Consider the following 16,666-nt stretch of genomic DNA (forward strand, 5'->3'; position numbering starts at 1 on the left):
AGCGGGGGCGGTTCCGAGGGGGAGCATGACCCAGCCGGCCGGGATCACCGGTACGCAGCTCGACGCCGAGAGCGTCGGTCCGACCCGACCCCGCGGCTGGGCGCGGGCCGCCCTCCCCGCGCTCCCGCACGGCCGCGCCATGCCGGCCGAGCAGTGGGACGCCCACCACGCCTTCGTCCTGCGCGCGCTGACCGTCCTCGTCGTCGCGGTGCCGGTCTACGCGCTGCTGCGCGGCGCCGGGCCGGGAGCGGCGGTGCTGGCCACCGCTCCCCTGCTGGCGCTCGCCCTCGCCGCCCGGCTGCCCTCGCTGCACCGCAGCACCCGGGCCGGCGCCGCCGCCCTCGGGCTCATGGCCACCGCCGCGGTGGTGGTGTACCTGTCCGACGGCGCGACCGAGGCGCACTTCCTGTTCTTCGCGCTGCTGCCGCTGGCCGCGCTGTACGCCGCGCGGGCGCCGTTCCTGCTCGCCGTCGGCTTCGTCGCGGCGCACCACCTCCTGCTCGGCACCCTCGTGCCGCACGCCGTCTTCTCCCACTCCGCCGCGCCGCTGCCGATGGCCGCCCTGCACGCCGGGTTCGTCCTGCTGGAGAGCTGGGCGTGCCTCGCGGCCTGGCGCCGCTTCGACGACCGGCGCGAGCAGATCGAGCAGGTGGTCGCCGAGCGGACCGGTGAGCTGCGGGCGCAGCGCGACCAGCTGGCCCGGCTGGCCGCCGTCGTGCAGTCGACCGACGACGCCGTGGTCACCACCACCGTCGACGGGACGATCACCAGCTGGAACCCCGGCGCGGAGCGGCTCTACGGCTGGCGGCCCGAGGAGGTGCTCGGCCGGCACGCCTCGCTGCTGTCCGGCGGCGCCCCGCTGCCCGCCGACATGACGACGCTGCCGCCCGGCGCCCAGGAGCGGGTGCACCGCCGCCGCGACGGCTCGGCGTTCGACGCGCTGGTGACCTTCTCCCTCATCCGCGGCGAGGACGGCCGGCCCACCGGCGTCGCCGGCATCAGCCGCGACATCACCGGGACCAAGCGCCGCGAGGCCGAGGCCCGCGCCGCCGCCCGCCAGCTCGAGGTGCAGGCCGGCGAGCTCGCCCGCCGCGCGCTGCACGACCCGCTCACGGGCCTGGCCAACCGCGCGCTCATGCAGGACCGCCTCGAGCACACCCTCGCCGACCGGCGGGTGCGCCGGCACGCGGTGCTGCTGCTGGACCTCGACGACTTCAAGGCGGTCAACGACGAGTGCGGCCACGAGGCCGGCGACGCGGTGCTGGTCGCGGTGGCCCGGCGGCTGGAGTCGCACGTGCGCCCGGCCGACACCGTGGCCCGCCTCGGCGGCGACGAGTTCGTGGTGCTCATGGAGGACGTCGAGGGCCGCCGCGACGTCGTCACGGTGGCCGAGCGGCTGCTCGGGGCGCTGCGCGAGCCGGTGCCGTGGGGCGACGAGCGGTTCACCGTCGGCGGGAGCGTGGGCGTCACGCTGACCGACCCGACCGACGGCCGCGGCATGGACGACCTGCTGCGCGACGCCGACCTCGCGATGTACGTCGCCAAGTCCGGCGGCAAGAACCGGGTGCGGGTGTTCGAGCGGGGCATGCGCGAGGAGGTCGCCGCGCAGGACGAGCTGGTGCGCGACCTGCGCGCCGCCGTCGACGGCGGGGAGCTGCGGGTGCTCTACCAGCCGCAGGTGGACCTGCGGACCGGCGCGGTCACGGGCGTCGAGGCCCTCGCCCGCTGGCAGTCGGGCAGCCGCGGCCTGGTCGAGCCGGCCGGGTTCATCCCGGTCGCGGAGGCCACCGGCGTCATCGACGCGATCGACGACTGGGTGATCGGCCAGGCCTGCGGACAGCTGCGCGCCTGGGACGACGCGGGCCTGCCCGAGCTGCGGATGGCGGTGAACGTGTCGCCGCGGCGGCTGGCCACCGGCGACCTCGCCGTCACGCTGGCCGCGGCCACCCGCGCCTCCGGCGTCGACCCGTCCCGGCTGGAGATCGAGGTGCCCGAGGCGGTGGCGTCCGGGCCCGACGCCGCGGCCGGCATCCGCGACGTCCGGGCGCTCGGCGTGCACGTGGCGATCGACGACTTCGGCACCGGCTCCTCCTCGCTTGCCCGGCTGCAGGACCTGCCGCTGGACCGGCTGAAGATCGACTCGTCGTCGGTGGCGCTGCTCGCGGCCGGCCAGGCGGCCGGCTCGCTGGCCGACGCCGTCATCGCGCTGGGCAACAGCCTCGGCCTGCAGGTGGTCGCCGAGGGCGTCGAGCAGCCCGGCCAGCTCGCCGCGCTGCGGTCGCTGGGCTGCGACGCCGCCCAGGGGCACCTCTTCGGCTCGCCGGTGCCGGCGTCCGCCGTGGAGCACATGGTGCGCTCGGGCCGCCCGCTCATCGCGGTGGCCTGAGCGCGGGTCTCACCGCAGGAGCAGCCGCTCCAGGCGGCGGGCGCCGACGGCCAGGCCGGCGACGCCCATGACCACCAGGTAGGCCGCCGACCCGAGCAGGCCCCAGCGGACGTCGCCGGTCACCAGCCCCCGGACCAGCTCGATGCCGTGGTAGAGCGGCGTGCACTCGACCAGCACCTGCAGCGCCCGCGGGTAGGTCGACAGCGGGTAGAAGGTGGTCGAGAAGAGGAACAGCGGCAGGACGGCGACCTGCACGAACTCGAAGTCCTGCCAGCCGCGCAGCCAGGTGGTGGCGGCGAGGCCCACCGCGGCGAAGGCGAAGCCGATGAGCACCGCGGCGGGCAGCGCGAGCAGCGCCCACCACGAGCCGACCAGGCCCATCGCGAGCATCACCAGCAGGAACGCCGTCGAGTAGACCGCGCCCCGCAGCAGCGCCCAGACCGTCTCCCCCACCGCGGTGTCCGCGGCCGACAGCGGGGTGGCCAGCACGGCGTCGTAGGTCTTGGCGTGCCTCAGCTTGAAGTAGAGGTTGAAGACGGCGTCGTAGACCGCGCCGTTCATCGCCGCCGAGGCGAGCAGCGCCGGCGCGACGAACTCCTGGTAGGTCAGCGCCGCGCCGGTGTCGGTGACCACGTCGCCGACCAGGCCGCCGATGCCCACGCCGATCGACAGCAGGTAGAAGAACGGCTCGAAGAAGCCGGAGACGAACACCAGCCAGCTGCGCCGGGCCACGAGCAGGTTGCGGTACACGAGCTGGCCGGCCCGGCGGGGCGAGAGCGGGTACAGCGGCACGACCCGCAGCAGCAGCGCGACCGGGGCGGGGGCCGGGGACGCCGTCACCGGACCAGCCGCCGCTGCAGCGCGCGGGCCGCCAGCGCCGCCCAGGCCGCCGTCCACGCCAGCAGGTAGCCCAGGTGCAGCAGCGCCGAGCCGCCGTCCACGGTGCCCAGGGCCAGCTCCCGCGCCAGGGTGACGCCGTGCCACAGCGGGGTGGCGTACGCGAACCACTCCAGCGCCGCCGGCAGCTGGCTGACCGGGAAGAACGTGCCGCTGAACAGGAACAGCGGGACGACGAGGAAGCGCTGCAGCGCGGCGAACGCGGCGTCCTCCTCCAGCCGGGCGGCCATGGCGGTGACCGGCGCGGCGAACGCCAGCCCGGTCAGCAGCGCCACCGGGACGGCGAGCACGACGAGCGGGCTCTGCGCGGCGCCGAAGAGCAGCAGGACGACGAGGAAGGCGGTGGCCGACGTCGTCACCCGGAACCCGACGTAGAGCAGGTGCCCGGCGAGCAGGTCGACGGCGCGCGCCGGGGTGGCCAGCACCGCCTCGTAGACCCGGTCCCACTTGATGGCGCCGAGCACCGGGTAGCTCGACTCGCCGGTGGCGGTCTGCATGGCGGCGGCGACGAGCAGGCCGGGCGCGAGGAACGCCAGGTAGCCGGCGCCGCCGGGCACGCCGGGGCCGCGGTCGACCAGCGTGCCGAGCGTCAGGCCCATCGCGGCGAGGAAGAGCACCGGCTCCAGCACGCTGCCGATCGCGCTGCTGCGCCAGTAGTGGCGGTGCGCGGTCAGGCGCTGCCGGAAGAAGGAGACCGCCGCGGCGCCGGGCACGGTCAGTCCACCAGGGTGCGGCCGGTGAGGCGGAGGAAGACGTCCTCCAGCGAGCTGCGCCGCACCAGCGAGGAGACCGGCTGCAGCCCGTGCGCCAGCACCGCCGACAGGGCCGCGTCGCCGTCGGCGGTGTAGAGCAGCAGCCGGTCGGGCAGCACCTCCACCCGCTCGGCCAGCCCGCGGGCGACCAGCGGCGCCAGGGCGTCGGCGTGCGCGGCGGGCCCGGGCCCGCCCTCGGTCAGCGGGAAGCGCAGCTCGCAGACCTCGCGGGTCGACCAGGTGGCGATGAGTTCCGCGGGGCTGCCCTCGGCGGCGATCCGGCCGCGGTCCATGACCACCAGCCGGTCGCACAGCTGCTCGGCCTCGTCCATGTAGTGCGTGGTGAGCACGAGGGTGACCCCGCGCTGCTTGAGCCGGTAGAGCCGCTCCCACAGCACGTGCCGCGCCTGCGGGTCCAGGCCGGTGGTGGGCTCGTCGAGCAGGACGACGTCGGGGTCGTTGACCAGCGCCCGGGCGATGGTCACCCGCCGGCGCATGCCGCCCGACAGCGGCTCGACGCGGTCGCCGGCCCGGTCGGTGAGCTGGACGAAGTCGAGCAGCTCCGCCGTCCGCTCGCGGACGACGGCCCGCGGCAGGCCGAAGTACCGGCCGTAGACCAGCAGGTTCTCGGCCACCGTGAGCTCGAGGTCGAGGTTGTCGGTCTGCGGGACGACGCCGAGCCGGGCGCGGATGGCCGGGCCGTCGACGGCCGGGTCCATGCCGAGGATGCGCAGCTCGCCCGCGGTCGGCGGGGAGACCGCACCCACCATCCGCATGGTCGTGCTCTTGCCCGCGCCGTTGGGCCCGAGGAAGCCGAAGGCCTCCCCCGGCGCGATGTCGACGTCGATGCCGTCGACGGCGGTGTACGTGCCGAAGCGCTTGACCAGCCCCCGGGCCCGGACGAGCGGTTCTGCCATGGCTCCCATGCTCACCCGGGCCCCAGGGGCGCGGTCCACCCGATTACAGACTCGGGAAGAACAGCCCGATCTCGCGCGCGGCCGACTCGGCGGAGTCCGAGCCGTGGACGATGTTGGACTGCACCTCGAGGGCGAAGTCGCCGCGGATGGTGCCGGGGGCGGCCTTCACCGGGTCGGTGGCGCCGGCCAGCGCGCGGAACGCCTCGACGGCGCGCGGGCCCTCGACGACGAGGGCGAGCAGCGGGCCGCCGGTGATGAACTCGACCAGGGAGCCGAAGAACGGCTTCTCGCGGTGCTCGCCGTAGTGCTCCTCGGCGACCTCGCGGGTCAGGGTGCGCAGCTCGGTGGCCACCAGGCGCAGGCCCTTGGCCTCCAGCCGCGAGACGACCTCTCCGACCAGGCCGCGGGCGACGCCGTCGGGCTTGACGAGGACCAGGGTGCGATCAGTCACGAGGCGGCACCCTACGGGACGACGCGTGTCAACCCGGGTTGACATTGCTCGCCGTGTCAACGATGGTTGACACATGGCCACCCACACCGACGTCACCACCGCCGCCGCGGCCGACGACCCGGACACCGGCCTGCGTGCCGTCCGGGCGCTGCGCGAGCTGGCCGAGCGCCTCGAGGCGCTGCAGGTCGGCAACGCGCGGGCGCGCGGCTGGTCGTGGCAGCAGATCGCCGGGGCCCTCGGCGTCAGCAGGCAGGCCGTCCACAAGAAGCACGCCCGGAGCAGGAAGGACGTCTGAGGTGTTCGAACGCTTCGCCCAGGAGGCCCGCACCGCGGTGGTCGTGGCCCAGGAGGAGGCCCGCGACCTGAGGTCCGGCCGCATCGAGCCGGTGCACCTGCTGCTCGCGCTGGCCCGCGACCCCGGTCGCGGCGGGGCCGCCCTGCGCGCCGCCGGCCTCGACCACGTCACCGTCCGGGACGCGCTGGCCCGGTCGGCCGGGCCGCTGGACGCCGACGCGCTGGCCACCGTCGGCATCGACCTCGACCGGGTGCGCGCGGCGGCGGAGTCGGCGTTCGGCGCCGGCGCGCTCGACCGGGCGCCGGGCGTCCGCACCGGCCACCTGCCCGTCACCGACGGTGCGAAGCGGGCGCTGGAGGCCGCGCTCCGGCACGTCCTGGCGCAGCCGCGCCGGCGCCGGGTGCGGGTCATCGACACCGGGCACCTCGTCGTCGGCGTCCTCGCCGTCGCCGACCCGGTGGTCGGGCGGGTGCTGCGCTCGCTGGGCACCGACGTCGTGCGGCTGCGGGAGGAGCTCGAGGCCCGCCCGGCCGCCTGAGCTCAGGCCCCGCGGGACTCGGCGACCCGCCGCATCCAGTAGCGGAACCAGTCGGCGCCGTACGGCACGTAGACGCGCGTCGGGATCCCCCGGCCGGCCAGGTCGTCGAGGACCTCGGGCCGCACCCCGAGGAGCTGCTCGACGGTTCCCGGGGCGCCGGTCAGCAGCAGCGCCTCGCGCAGCCGCCCGTCGTGGGTGGCCATCGACCAGGCCGCGCCCCGCTCCGCCAGCCGCGCCCCCAGCCGCAGGTAGGCGACGTCGGTGGGCTCCCCGTAGCGGTGCACCCCGGCCCGCTCGACGTAGGCGCCCTTGACCAGCCGCACGTGGACGCGGGCGGCGACGAGGGCGTCGGCGTCGGCGGGTGAGCGCAGGAGGTTGGCCTGCACCGTGGCCCCCAGCCGGTCGGCCAGGCCGCGGCCGGCGACGTCGAGGACGCAGGACAGCACCGCGTCGGTGCGCTCGGCCTCCTCGGCGCCCACCTGCACCCGGCGCCCCGGGGGCAGGGCGCCCGCGATCGCGGCGAGGCGGTCCGCGGTCCCGGCCGGGTCGGTGTCGAGGGCCAGGTGGCTGAGGTCGACCGACAGCCAGGCGTCGGCCGGCGGCGGCGGCAGCGCGGCGGCGAGCGACCGGTAGTCGGCGGTGACCGCGTCGGCGGTGCCGACGTCGGTCACGTGCTCGCCGAAGAGGTCGACGCTGACCCCCCGCCCGGCGGCCAGCAGCCGGCCGGTCACCGCCAGCGCCTCGGCGCGGCCGCGGCCGGCCACGTAGCGGGACGCGGCGGACCAGGTCAGCGCCGCACCGCCGGGCACCGCGCGCACGGCACGCTCCAGGCGCGTGCTCGTGGCCAGCCGGAACAGCACCGCGCGGTCGAGGCCCACCGGGCCACCCTGGCAGAGCCGGGGCTCAGGCGGGCGGGGCGTCCCGGTCCGGGGGCGCGGTGGGCTCGCGGAACGGCGAGCCCAGCAGGTCCTTGCGGATCTGCAGCAGGTACAGCCAGATCAGCAGGAACAGCCCGCCGACGAACCACATCGAGGCGTCGATCAGGCCGGTCAGCAGCAGCGGGACCTGCAGCGCGGTGCCGATCTCCAGGCCGCGCGGCCGCCGCTGGATGCCGCTGGACAGCACCAGGAGCAGCGCCAGGACGAGCAGGATCGTCAGCCGGACGCCACCGAGGCCTGCCTCGGTCTGCGCGATGGCCCGTGGCACGAACAGCACCGCGATGCCCTCGAGCAGCAGGACGGCGGCGGCCGCGCCGCGCAGCGCCCGCGCGGCGCGGACCGGGTCGGGCGCCGTCACGCGGTCCCGCCGAGCACGGTGCGGGCCTCCCCCGCGGTGATCACGCTGCCGGTGACGAGCACGCCGGAGCCGCCGAGGGCGTCGTCGGGACCGGCCTCGGCCAGCTCGATCGCCTCGGTGATCGCCTCGGGCAGCCGCGGCGACACGCTCACCCGGTCGGCGCCGAAGACGTCGACGGCGAGCGCGCCGAGCTCGTCGGCGGGCATCGACCGCGCCGAGCCGTTCTCCGTGACGACCAGCTCGGCGCAGACGGTCTCCAGCTCGCGCAGCATCCCCTCGACGTCCTTGCCGCGCACGCAGGCGACGACGCCGACGAGCCGGGTGAAGTCGAAGGACTCCCGGATCGCCTCGACGGTGGCGGCCATCCCGGCGGGGTTGTGGGCGGCGTCGACGAGCACGCTGGGGCTGGTGCGCACCCGCTCCAGCCGGCCGGGCGAGCGCACGGCGGCGAAGGCGGCGCGCACCGTCTCGACGTCGACCGGCCCGGTGGCCGCGCCCGCGCCGAGGAACGCCTCGACGGCGGCCAGCGCGGTGGCGGCGTTCTGCGCCTGGTGCGCGCCGAACAGCGGGAGGTAGACGTCCTCGTACTCCCCGCCCAGGCCCTGCAGCCGCAGCTGCTGCCCGCCGACGGCGACCTTCCGGTCGAGCACGCCGAACTCGGTGCCCTCGCGGGCCACCACGGCCTCCACCTCGACGGCGCGGCGCACCAGGGCGTCGAGCGCGCCGGGCTGCTGGCGGGCGAGGACGGCGATCGCGTCGGGCTTGATGATCCCGGCCTTCTCGCCGGCGATGGTCGTCACGTCGGGGCCCAGGTACTCGGCGTGGTCCAGCGACACCGGCGTCACGACGGCGACCCGCGCGTCGACGACGTTGGTCGCGTCCCAGGTGCCGCCCATGCCGACCTCGATGACGGCGACGTCGACCGGCGCCTCGGCGAACAGCGCGTACGCCATGCCGACGGTGACCTCGAAGAAGCTCATCGGGTGCTCGCCGGCGGCGTCGACCATCTGCACGTAGGGCGCGATGTCGTCGTAGGTCTCGACGAAGCGCTCGGCGTCGACGGGCTCGCCGTCGAGCACGATCCGCTCGCGCACCGACTGCAGGTGCGGGCTGGTGAACCGGCCGACGCGCAGGCCGAAGCCGCGCAGCAGCTCGTCGACCATCCGCGCCGTCGTCGTCTTGCCGTTGGTGCCGGCCACCTGCACCACCGGGTAGGCCCGGTGCGGGTTGCCGAGCAGGTCGACGAGGGCGGCGATGCGGCCGAGCGAGGGCTCCAGCCGCGTCTCCGGCCAGCGCGCCAGCAGCTCCTTCTCCACGCGTGACAGGTCGCTGCTCATCCTCCCCAGGATGCCAGCCGCCGGGTTCCTAGGATGGAGGCCATGGTCGCCGACACCCGCACCCCGGTCAGCACCGCTCCGGGAGCCGGAGCGGGCGTACCCGACAAACCCACCCTCGACGGTCTCGAGGACACCTGGGTGGCCCGCTGGGCCGAGCAGGACACCTACGCGTTCGACCGCGCGGCCGCGCTGGCCGCCCCGCGCTCGGACGTCTACTCGATCGACACCCCGCCGCCGACCGCGAGCGGGTCGCTGCACGTGGGCCACGTGTTCAGCTACACGCACACCGACATCGTCGCCCGCTACCAGCGGATGCGCGGCAAGCACGTCTTCTACCCGATGGGCTGGGACGACAACGGCCTGCCCACCGAGCGGCGGGTGCAGAACTACTACGGCGTGCGGTGCGACCCGGCCCTGCCCTACGACCCGTCCTTCGAGCCGCCGGCGAAGCCCGGCAAGGACCAGGTCCCGGTCTCGCGGCGGAACTTCGTCGAGCTGTGCGAGCGACTGACCGAGGAGGACGAGCGCGCCTTCGAGCAGCTGTGGCGCCGGGTGGGCCTGTCGGTGGACTGGTCGAACGTCTACCGGACCATCTCGGCCACCTCCCGGGCCACCGCGCAGCGCATGTTCCTGCACAACCTGGCCCGCGGCGAGGCCTACGCGCAGGAGGCGCCGACCCTCTGGGACGTCACCTTCCGCACCGCCGTCGCCCAGGCCGAGCTCGAGGACCGCGAGCGGCCCGGCGCCTACCACCGGATCGCGTTCGCCGGCCCGTCCGGTCCCGTCTCCATCGAGACCACCCGGCCCGAGCTGCTGCCGGCGTGCGTCGCGCTGGTCGCCCACCCCGACGACGAGCGGTACCGGCCGCTGTTCGGTCAGACGGTGCGCACGCCGCTGTTCGGCGTCGAGGTGCCCGTGGTCGCGCACCGCCTCGCCGAGCCGGACAAGGGCTCGGGCATCGCGATGATCTGCACCTTCGGCGACCTCAACGACGTCACCTGGTGGCGCGAGCTGCAGCTGCCCACCCGCGCCGTCGTCGGCTGGGACGGCCGGTTCGTGGCCGACGCCCCCGACGGCGTGCCCGCCGACGTCTACGCCGAGCTCGCCGGGAAGACGGCGTTCAGCGCCCAGCAGCGGATCGTGGAGCTGCTGCGCGAGTCCGGCGACCTGCAGGGCGAGCCGAAGGCCATCACCCACCCGGTGAAGTTCTTCGAGAAGGGCGAGCGCCCGCTCGAGATCGTCACCACGCGGCAGTGGTACATCCGCAACGGCGGCCGCTCCCCCGAGCTCCGGGACGCGCTGGTCGCCCGCGGCCGGGAGATCCAGTGGGTGCCCGAGCACATGCGGCACCGCTACGAGAACTGGGTCGAGGGCCTCAACGGCGACTGGCTGATCAGCCGGCAGCGGTTCTTCGGCGTCCCGTTCCCGGTCTGGTACCGGCTCGACGAGGCCGGCGAGCCGGACTACTCCGCGCCGCTGCTCGCGCCGGAGGCGTCCCTTCCGGTCGACCCGTCCTCCGACGTGCCCGAGGGGTACGACGAGTCGCAGCGCGGCGTCCCGGGCGGGTTCATGGCCGACCCGGACGTCATGGACACCTGGGCGACGTCGTCGCTGTCGCCGCAGGTTGCCTCGGGCTGGGACACCGACCCCGAGCTGTTCGCGCACGTCTTCCCGATGGACCAGCGGCCGCAGGCGCACGACATCATCCGGACCTGGCTGTTCTCGACCGTCGTCCGCTCGCACTTCGAGTTCGGCGCGGTGCCGTGGACGCACGCCACGATCTCCGGCTTCGTCGTCGACCCCGACCGCAAGAAGATGTCGAAGTCGAAGGGCAACGTCGTCACCCCGGTCGACGTGCTCGAGCGCTACGGCACCGACGCCGTCCGGTGGCGCGCCGCGGGCGCCCGCCCGGGCGCGGACTCGCCGTTCGACGAGGCGCAGATGAAGGTCGGCCGCCGGCTGGCCATGAAGATCCTCAACGTCGGCAAGTTCGTGCTGGGGCTGGGCGTCACCGCCGACCTCTCCGCGGACCAGGTCACCGAGCCGATCGACCTCGGGCTGCTGCGCCGGCTGGCCGGCGTCGTCGACGAGGCGACCGCCGCGATGGAGGCCTACAACTACACCCGCGCCCTCGAGGTCACCGAGTCGTTCTTCTGGTCGTTCTGCGACGACTACGTGGAGCTGGTGAAGTCCCGCGCCTACGGCACCGGGGCGGCGGCCGAGTCGGCGCAGGCCACGCTGGCGCTGGCGCTGTCGGTGCAGCTGCGGCTGTTCGCGCCGGTGCTGCCGTTCGTCACCGAGGAGGTCTGGTCCTGGTGGCAGGCCGGCTCGGTGCACCGCGCGTCCTGGCCGGCCGCCGCCGAGCTGCCCGAGGGCGGCGACCCGGAGGTCGTGCCGGTGGTGGCCGCCGCGCTGGCCGGCGTCCGCAAGGCGAAGTCCGACGCCAAGGTGTCGATGCGCGCCGACGTCGAGTCGGCCACGGTGACCGCGCCGCAGGCCCAGCTGCCGCTGCTGGAGGCCGGCCGCGCCGACCTCACCGACGCCGGCCGGATCGCGTCGCTGTCGCTGGTCGCGGGCGACGGTCCGCTGTCGGTCGACGTCGTGCTGGCCTCGCCCGCCGAGGCCTGACCGCCGTTCGACGATCAGGTGACCTGATCCTGGCGCCCACTGCTCAGGCGGCGTCCTCGGTGGCCCAGGCGGGGGCGGGTCCCATGCCGAGCCGCCAGCGGGCCGCCTCCTCCGAGGGGCTGTGGCTGCCCAGCGCCAGGCGCAGCCCGCGCAGCTGCGCCCGGGCGACGGCGATCTGCGGGGCGCCGCCGCGGCCGCGGCCGGGGACGCCGGCGCACCCGGCGAGCGTCGGTGAGACCAGGTGCGCCGCGGCGCCGGACAGGCCGCGGTAGAAGACCCGTTCGGGCGTGCTGAGCCCGGGCGGGGCGGCGAGGAAGGCCCGCAGCGAGTCGGGGACGGGTGCGAGCTGCGAGCGGTATTCGGCGATCGCCTCGGCCAGCTCGGCGGCGCTGCGCGGGAGGTCGGTGGTGCCGAGCTGCTCGGCGCTGCGGGCCCAGTCGCGGACGTAGACGTCGGGCCAGCCGCGGCCGAAGCGGGCGGTGAGGTCGGTGCCGACGGCCTGCTGGGCGGCGAGGAAGGCGTCGGTGAAGGCCAGGTGCACCCAGCGCAGCAGGCCCGGGTCGGACGCGGAGTAGGGCCGGCCCCGCACCCTGCCCCGCACCGTGGCGTGCATGCCGCGGACGCGAGCGGCCTCCCGCTCGGCGAGCTCCTCGGACCCGAAGGTGCTCACCACGAGCCAGCGAGCGGTGCCGGCGAGGCGCTTCCACGGGTCCTCGCGGTAGGCGGAGTGCTGCTGGACGCCGGCGAGCGCGAGCGGGTGCGCCGCCTGGCCGAGCAGCGCCGCGACCCCGCCGACCAGCGTGGACAGGTCGCCGTGCACCCGCCAGACGACGCCGTCGGGCTCGAACCAGCCGGGGCCGCTGCCGACGCGGGCGATGTCGCGCACCCAGTCCGGCGCCCCGGTCGGGTCACCCGAGACGCGGGCGCGGAACGCCTCGCGCGCCATCTCCGGCAGGGACGTCAGCGCGCGCACCCCTCCGAGGGTGCCAGCCGCCCGCTCTCCCGGCCCGCCGACCGCCTCGTGCCGTCCACGACCGTTGGACACCAGTGGCCCGGTTCGGCGCCGGTTCCGGGCCACTCGGGTACAGCGGTGCTGCTGTCCACAGGGCGTCGGCGCGATCGACCTCCGTCCGGCCAGGCTGCCCGCCGTGCACGATCTCGCCGCCCTCGTCCCGCACGGTGCCGCTCGCCGCGACCGGCTCACCCTGGCCACCAGTTCCAGCAGCGTCAGCCGGTGGATGGCCCAGGGCGACGTCGTCCTGCTCCACCCCGGGGTGCTGGCCCTCGCCGAGCGCGCCCTCGAGTGGCCGGTCCGGGCACGAGCTGCCGTGCTGTGGGCACGGGGCCCGCTGAGCCACCTCTCCGCGCTGGCCGTTCATCAGCTCGTCCCCGCGCCCCCAGGCCCCCTCCACGTCACCGTCCCCGCGGACCGCTGGCCACGGGGATCGACCGGAGTCGTCGCCCACGGGACGACGCTGCCGATGCGCCCCGTCGCCGTCTCGGGCCTGCCGGTGCTCGCCGCCGCCCGCAGCCTGGTCGACGCCTGGGCGTGGGCGGCCACCCCGGGCCGCAACCCGCGAGCGGCGTCCGAGGTCCCCGTCGTCCGGCAGGCGGTCATCGAGGCGGTGCGCACCCGCGCCGTGGACGTCGATGACCTGCGGTCGGCGTCGGATGCGCAGCGGCGCCACGCCGGCCGGGCGGCGCTGGGCGCGCTGCTGGACCTGGTGGCCGGCGGATGCCAGAGCGAGCTCGAGATCTGGGGTGTCCTGCAGGTGCTGGGCGGACCCGGCATCCCGCCCTTCGTCCAGCAGCACGCCGTGGCGCTGGCGGACGGGCGGCGGGTGTTCCTCGACGCCGCCTGGCCGGAGCTCCGGGTGGCCGTCGAGCTCGACGGCGCCGCCTTCCACGGCAGCCGGGAGCAGCGGGAGCGGGACCTGCGCCGGGACACGGCGCTCGCGGCGCTCGGGTGGGTCGTCCTCCGCTTCAGCTACCGGCGGCTGACCACGGACCCGGACGCCTGCCGGCGCGAGATCGAGGCGGTCCTGCGCCGGCGTCGCACGGAGCTCTGAACGCCGGTGGCCCAGGACCACGCGGGTCCTGGGCCACCGGGGTACAGCGGTGTCAGTGCTGGGTCAGGCGCTCTTCTCGCGGCGCTCGCGGGAGGGCTTGCGCGGCACGATCGTCGGGTTGACGTGCTCCAGCACGACCTCCTTGGAGATCACCACGGAAGCGACGTCCTCGCGGCTGGGCACCTCGTACATCACCGACTGCAGCACCTCCTCCATGATCGCCCGGAGCCCGCGGGCGCCGGTGCCACGGAGGATCGCCTGGTCGGCGATCGCCTCGAGCGCGTCGTCGGTGAACTCCAGCTCCACGCCGTCGAGCTCGAACAGCCGCCGGTACTGGCGCACCAGGGCGTTCTTCGGCTCGGTGAGGATCTGGATCAGCGCGTCGCGGTCGAGCGCCTGCACGCTGGTGATCACCGGGAGCCGGCCGATGAACTCGGGGATCATGCCGAACTTCAGCAGGTCCTCGGGCATGACCTCGGCGAACGCGCTGGAGGCCTCGATCTCCTTCTTGCCGCGGATCTCCGCGCCGAAGCCGATGCCCTGCTTGCCCACGCGCTGCTCGATGACCTTCTCCAGTCCGGCGAAGGCACCGCCCACGATGAACAGCACGTTCGTCGTGTCGATCTGGATGAACTCCTGGTGCGGGTGCTTGCGCCCGCCCTGCGGCGGCACCGACGCCGTCGTGCCCTCGAGGATCTTCAGCAGCGCCTGCTGCACGCCCTCGCCGGACACGTCGCGGGTGATCGACGGGTTCTCGCTCTTGCGGGCGATCTTGTCGACCTCGTCGATGTAGATGATCCCCGTCTCGGCGCGCTTGACGTCGTAGTCGGCGGCCTGGATCAGCTTGAGCAGGATGTTCTCGACGTCCTCGCCGACGTAGCCGGCCTCGGTGAGGGCCGTGGCGTCGGCGATCGCGAACGGGACGTTGAGCATCCGGGCCAGCGTCTGGGCCAGGTGCGTCTTGCCGCAGCCCGTGGGGCCCATCAGCAGGATGTTGGACTTCGCCAGCTCGACGGAGTCGTCGCGGCTGGAGCGCTCACCGCCGGCCTGGACCCGCTTGTAGTGGTTGTAGACGGCGACGGCGAGGGTGCGCTTGGCCTTCTCCTGGCCGATGACGTACTGCTCGAGGAAGTCGTGGATCTCCCGGGGCTTCGGCAGCTCGTCGAACTTCAGGTCCGACGACTCCGAGAGCTCCTCCTCGATGATCTCGTTGCAGAGGTCGATGCACTCGTCGCAGATGTAGACGCCGGGGCCAGCGATGAGCTTCTTGACCTGCTTCTGGCTCTTCCCGCAGAACGAGCACTTGAGCAGGTCACCGCTCTCACCGATTCGTGCCACCTGCTGACCTCCACCTCGGGGGGATGCAGGCCCTGGGGAAGCGGACCTGCAGATGATGTGTCACTGATGTGCCCGTGCTCGGTCCCGCTGGTGGCGGGTGCCGCGAGGACGGTCCTCCCGGCGTTGCCGGCCGGGGATCGGGCGCTCGCCGACGGTACCTGTCGCCGCCGACGCCGCGGGGCTCCGACGCCCCGGTGCGCCGGGGGCGCTCGACTCGCTCGTCACTCCCGGCACTGCCCCCCGAACGGTACGGGCTGCGGACGCGACACGCGCGAACTCTTCCCGCACCGCCCGGGGGACGACCGGCTCACGCCGTGGCGAACGCGTTGAGCTTCCGGCTCTGCACGACCTGGTCGACGAGGCCGTACTCCTTGGCCTCGTTGGCCGTCAGGATCTTGTCGCGGTCGATGTCGGAGCGGACCTGCTCGGCGGTGCGGCCGGTGTGCCGCGCGAGGATCTCCTCCATCTGCGTGCGCACCCGCTCGATCTCGGCGGCGTGGATCTCGAGGTCCGACACCTGGCCGCCGGCCTCACCGGAGGGCTGGTGGATCAGCACGCGGGAGTACGGCAGCGCCAGCCGCTTGCCGGGGGTGCCGGCGGCGAGCAGGACGGCGGCGGCCGAGGCGGCCTGGCCCATGCACACGGTCTGGATGTCGGGCCGGACGAACATCATCGTGTCGTAGATGGCCATCAGCGAGGTGAACGAGCCACCGGGCGAGTTGATGTAGATGGTGATGTCGCGGTCCGGGTCGGCCGACTCCAGCGTGATCAGCTGGGCCATGACGTCGTTGGCCGACGCGTCGTCGATCTGCACCCCGAGGAAGATGATGCGCTCCTCGAAGAGCTTGTTGTACGGGTTGGACTCCTTCATGCCGTAGCTGGTCCGCTCCACGAAGGAGGGCAGCACGTAACGGCTGGAGGGCATCTGGGGGTTGCTCATCGGGATCCCTCCGGACTCAGTTGTCGGTGACCGGGTTGGCGCTGTCGGTCATGGTGGCGCGGCTGACGACGTGGTCGACGAAGCCGTACTCGAGCGCCTCCTGCGCGGTGAACCACCGGTCGCGGTCGGAGTCGCGCTCGATCTGCTCGACCGGCTGGCCGGTGTGCAGCGACTGCAGCTCGTTGAGCTCGCGCTTGGTGCGGCGGAACAGGTCGGCCTGGATGGCGATGTCGGCCGCGGTGCCGCCGACGCCGGCGGAGGGCTGGTGCATCATGATCCGCGCGTGCGGCAGGGCGTAGCGCTTGCCCTTGGTGCCCGCGGTGAGCAGGAACTGGCCCATCGAGGCGGCCAGGCCCATCCCGTAGGTGGCGACGTCGCAGTCGATGAACTGCATCGTGTCGTAGATGGCCATGCCCGCGCTGACGGAGCCGCCGGGCGAGTTGATGTACAGGTGGATGTCGCTCTTGGGGTCCTCGGCCGACAGCAGGAGCATCTGCGCGGCCAGCTGGTTGGCGATCACGTCGTCGACCTGGGTGCCCAGGAAGATGATCCGCTCGCGCAGCAGGCGCTCGTAGACCGAGTCGTTGAGGTTCATCCCACCGGCGCCGCCCCGCAGGAGCGGGGAGTACGCCGGGTTCGGGTCGGTGCTCACGGGTGTGGTGACCTCCGTTGGCGGTGGTTCGAGTCGGTCTCGGTGGGCGGGAGCGGGGCCGGCGGCCCTGGCGGGCCGTACCCCCGGCCTCCACCCCGAGTCACGTCGACCCTAACGCGCACCCCCGGGCCCGGAGTCCCGGCGCGGGGGCCTGTTCGCCGTCGGCGCAG

16 protein-coding genes are annotated in these 16,666 nt (G+C 74.5%); 5 read left to right on the forward strand and 11 right to left on the reverse strand.

Going from position 1 to position 16,666, the window contains the following annotated elements:
- Positions 1–25 precede the first annotated feature (25 nt).
- Entirely contained in the window at positions 26–2,386 is a 2,361-nt protein-coding gene (locus tag WA616_RS07685; RefSeq protein WP_336028709.1) for a putative bifunctional diguanylate cyclase/phosphodiesterase, read from the forward strand.
- Positions 2,387–2,395: 9 nt separating this feature from the next.
- Here the strand turns inward: WA616_RS07685 and WA616_RS07690 are convergent, their stop codons facing one another.
- Genes WA616_RS07690 through ndk form a run of 4 tightly spaced genes read right to left on the reverse strand, consistent with a single transcriptional unit; the run spans position 2,396 to position 5,403 of the window.
- Entirely contained in the window at positions 2,396–3,226 is an 831-nt protein-coding gene (locus WA616_RS07690) for an ABC transporter permease (protein WP_336028711.1), read from the reverse strand.
- Positions 3,223–3,996, reverse strand: a complete 774-nt coding sequence (locus WA616_RS07695) for an ABC transporter permease (RefSeq protein ID WP_336028712.1) — start codon at positions 3,994–3,996, stop codon at positions 3,223–3,225. The genes WA616_RS07690 and WA616_RS07695 overlap by 4 nt, the downstream gene beginning before the upstream one ends.
- Positions 3,997–3,998: 2 nt before the next feature.
- Positions 3,999–4,952 (reverse strand): ABC transporter ATP-binding protein, encoded by a 954-nt coding sequence (locus WA616_RS07700; protein WP_336028713.1) that lies wholly within the window; start codon positions 4,950–4,952, stop codon positions 3,999–4,001.
- A gap of 43 nt (positions 4,953–4,995) precedes the next feature.
- Positions 4,996–5,403 carry a nucleoside-diphosphate kinase gene (gene ndk, locus WA616_RS07705; RefSeq protein WP_336028714.1) on the reverse strand — a complete coding sequence of 136 codons (408 nt, stop codon included), beginning with the start codon at positions 5,401–5,403 and terminating at the stop codon, positions 4,996–4,998.
- 73 nt (positions 5,404–5,476) lie between these two features.
- Between ndk and WA616_RS07710 the strand changes: the two genes are divergently transcribed.
- Together WA616_RS07710 and WA616_RS07715 are read left to right on the forward strand one after the other, a co-directional pair.
- Positions 5,477–5,698, forward strand: coding sequence for a helix-turn-helix domain-containing protein (locus WA616_RS07710; RefSeq protein WP_336028715.1), 222 nt, complete (start codon positions 5,477–5,479; stop codon positions 5,696–5,698).
- 1 nt (position 5,699) lies between these two features.
- Positions 5,700–6,236 carry a Clp protease N-terminal domain-containing protein gene (locus WA616_RS07715; protein ID WP_336028717.1) on the forward strand — a complete coding sequence of 179 codons (537 nt, stop codon included), beginning with the start codon at positions 5,700–5,702 and terminating at the stop codon, positions 6,234–6,236.
- 2 nt (positions 6,237–6,238) lie between these two features.
- On the opposite strand, the gene WA616_RS07720 is transcribed toward WA616_RS07715, so the two are convergent.
- The 3 genes from WA616_RS07720 to WA616_RS07730 are packed head-to-tail and all read right to left on the reverse strand — an operon-like array spanning position 6,239 to position 8,869.
- A complete protein-coding gene (locus WA616_RS07720) occupies positions 6,239–7,114 on the reverse strand; it encodes a proline dehydrogenase family protein (RefSeq protein ID WP_336028718.1) in 876 nt (291 codons plus the stop codon).
- 25 nt (positions 7,115–7,139) lie between these two features.
- Complete coding sequence (locus WA616_RS07725; RefSeq protein WP_336028719.1) at positions 7,140–7,532, reverse strand: DUF4233 domain-containing protein; 393 nt, start codon at positions 7,530–7,532, stop codon at positions 7,140–7,142.
- The gene (locus tag WA616_RS07730) at positions 7,529–8,869 is read right to left on the reverse strand and encodes a bifunctional folylpolyglutamate synthase/dihydrofolate synthase (protein WP_336028721.1); all 1,341 of its coding nucleotides are present in this window, start codon (positions 8,867–8,869) and stop codon (positions 7,529–7,531) included. The genes WA616_RS07725 and WA616_RS07730 overlap by 4 nt, the downstream gene beginning before the upstream one ends.
- Before the next feature lie 42 nt (positions 8,870–8,911).
- On the opposite strand from WA616_RS07730, the gene valS reads away from it, so the two are divergent.
- Positions 8,912–11,497 carry a valine--tRNA ligase gene (gene valS / locus WA616_RS07735; RefSeq protein WP_336028722.1) on the forward strand — a complete coding sequence of 862 codons (2,586 nt, stop codon included), beginning with the start codon at positions 8,912–8,914 and terminating at the stop codon, positions 11,495–11,497.
- A gap of 43 nt (positions 11,498–11,540) precedes the next feature.
- Here the strand turns inward: valS and WA616_RS07740 are convergent, their stop codons facing one another.
- A complete protein-coding gene (locus WA616_RS07740; protein WP_336028725.1) occupies positions 11,541–12,470 on the reverse strand; it encodes an oxygenase MpaB family protein in 930 nt (309 codons plus the stop codon).
- Between the two features lie 175 nt (positions 12,471–12,645).
- Between WA616_RS07740 and WA616_RS07745 the strand changes: the two genes are divergently transcribed.
- A complete protein-coding gene (locus WA616_RS07745; RefSeq protein ID WP_336028727.1) occupies positions 12,646–13,566 on the forward strand; it encodes a DUF559 domain-containing protein in 921 nt (306 codons plus the stop codon).
- Positions 13,567–13,629: 63 nt separating this feature from the next.
- On the opposite strand, the gene clpX is transcribed toward WA616_RS07745, so the two are convergent.
- The 3 genes from clpX to WA616_RS07760 all read right to left on the reverse strand — a co-directional run bounded on the left by clpX (position 13,630) and on the right by WA616_RS07760 (position 16,496).
- The gene (gene clpX / locus WA616_RS07750) at positions 13,630–14,904 is read right to left on the reverse strand and encodes an ATP-dependent Clp protease ATP-binding subunit ClpX (protein ID WP_073419135.1); all 1,275 of its coding nucleotides are present in this window, start codon (positions 14,902–14,904) and stop codon (positions 13,630–13,632) included.
- Positions 14,905–15,211: 307 nt separating this feature from the next.
- Entirely contained in the window at positions 15,212–15,844 is a 633-nt protein-coding gene (locus WA616_RS07755; RefSeq protein ID WP_073419134.1) for an ATP-dependent Clp protease proteolytic subunit, read from the reverse strand.
- A gap of 16 nt (positions 15,845–15,860) precedes the next feature.
- On the reverse strand, positions 15,861–16,496 hold the full coding sequence (locus tag WA616_RS07760; protein WP_425432411.1) for an ATP-dependent Clp protease proteolytic subunit: 636 nt from the start codon (positions 16,494–16,496) through the stop codon (positions 15,861–15,863).
- Between the last annotated feature and the right edge of the window lie 170 nt (positions 16,497–16,666).

The organism is Geodermatophilus sp. FMUSA9-8, assembly GCF_037034165.1.
Taxonomy (GTDB): domain Bacteria; phylum Actinomycetota; class Actinomycetes; order Mycobacteriales; family Geodermatophilaceae; genus Geodermatophilus; species Geodermatophilus nigrescens.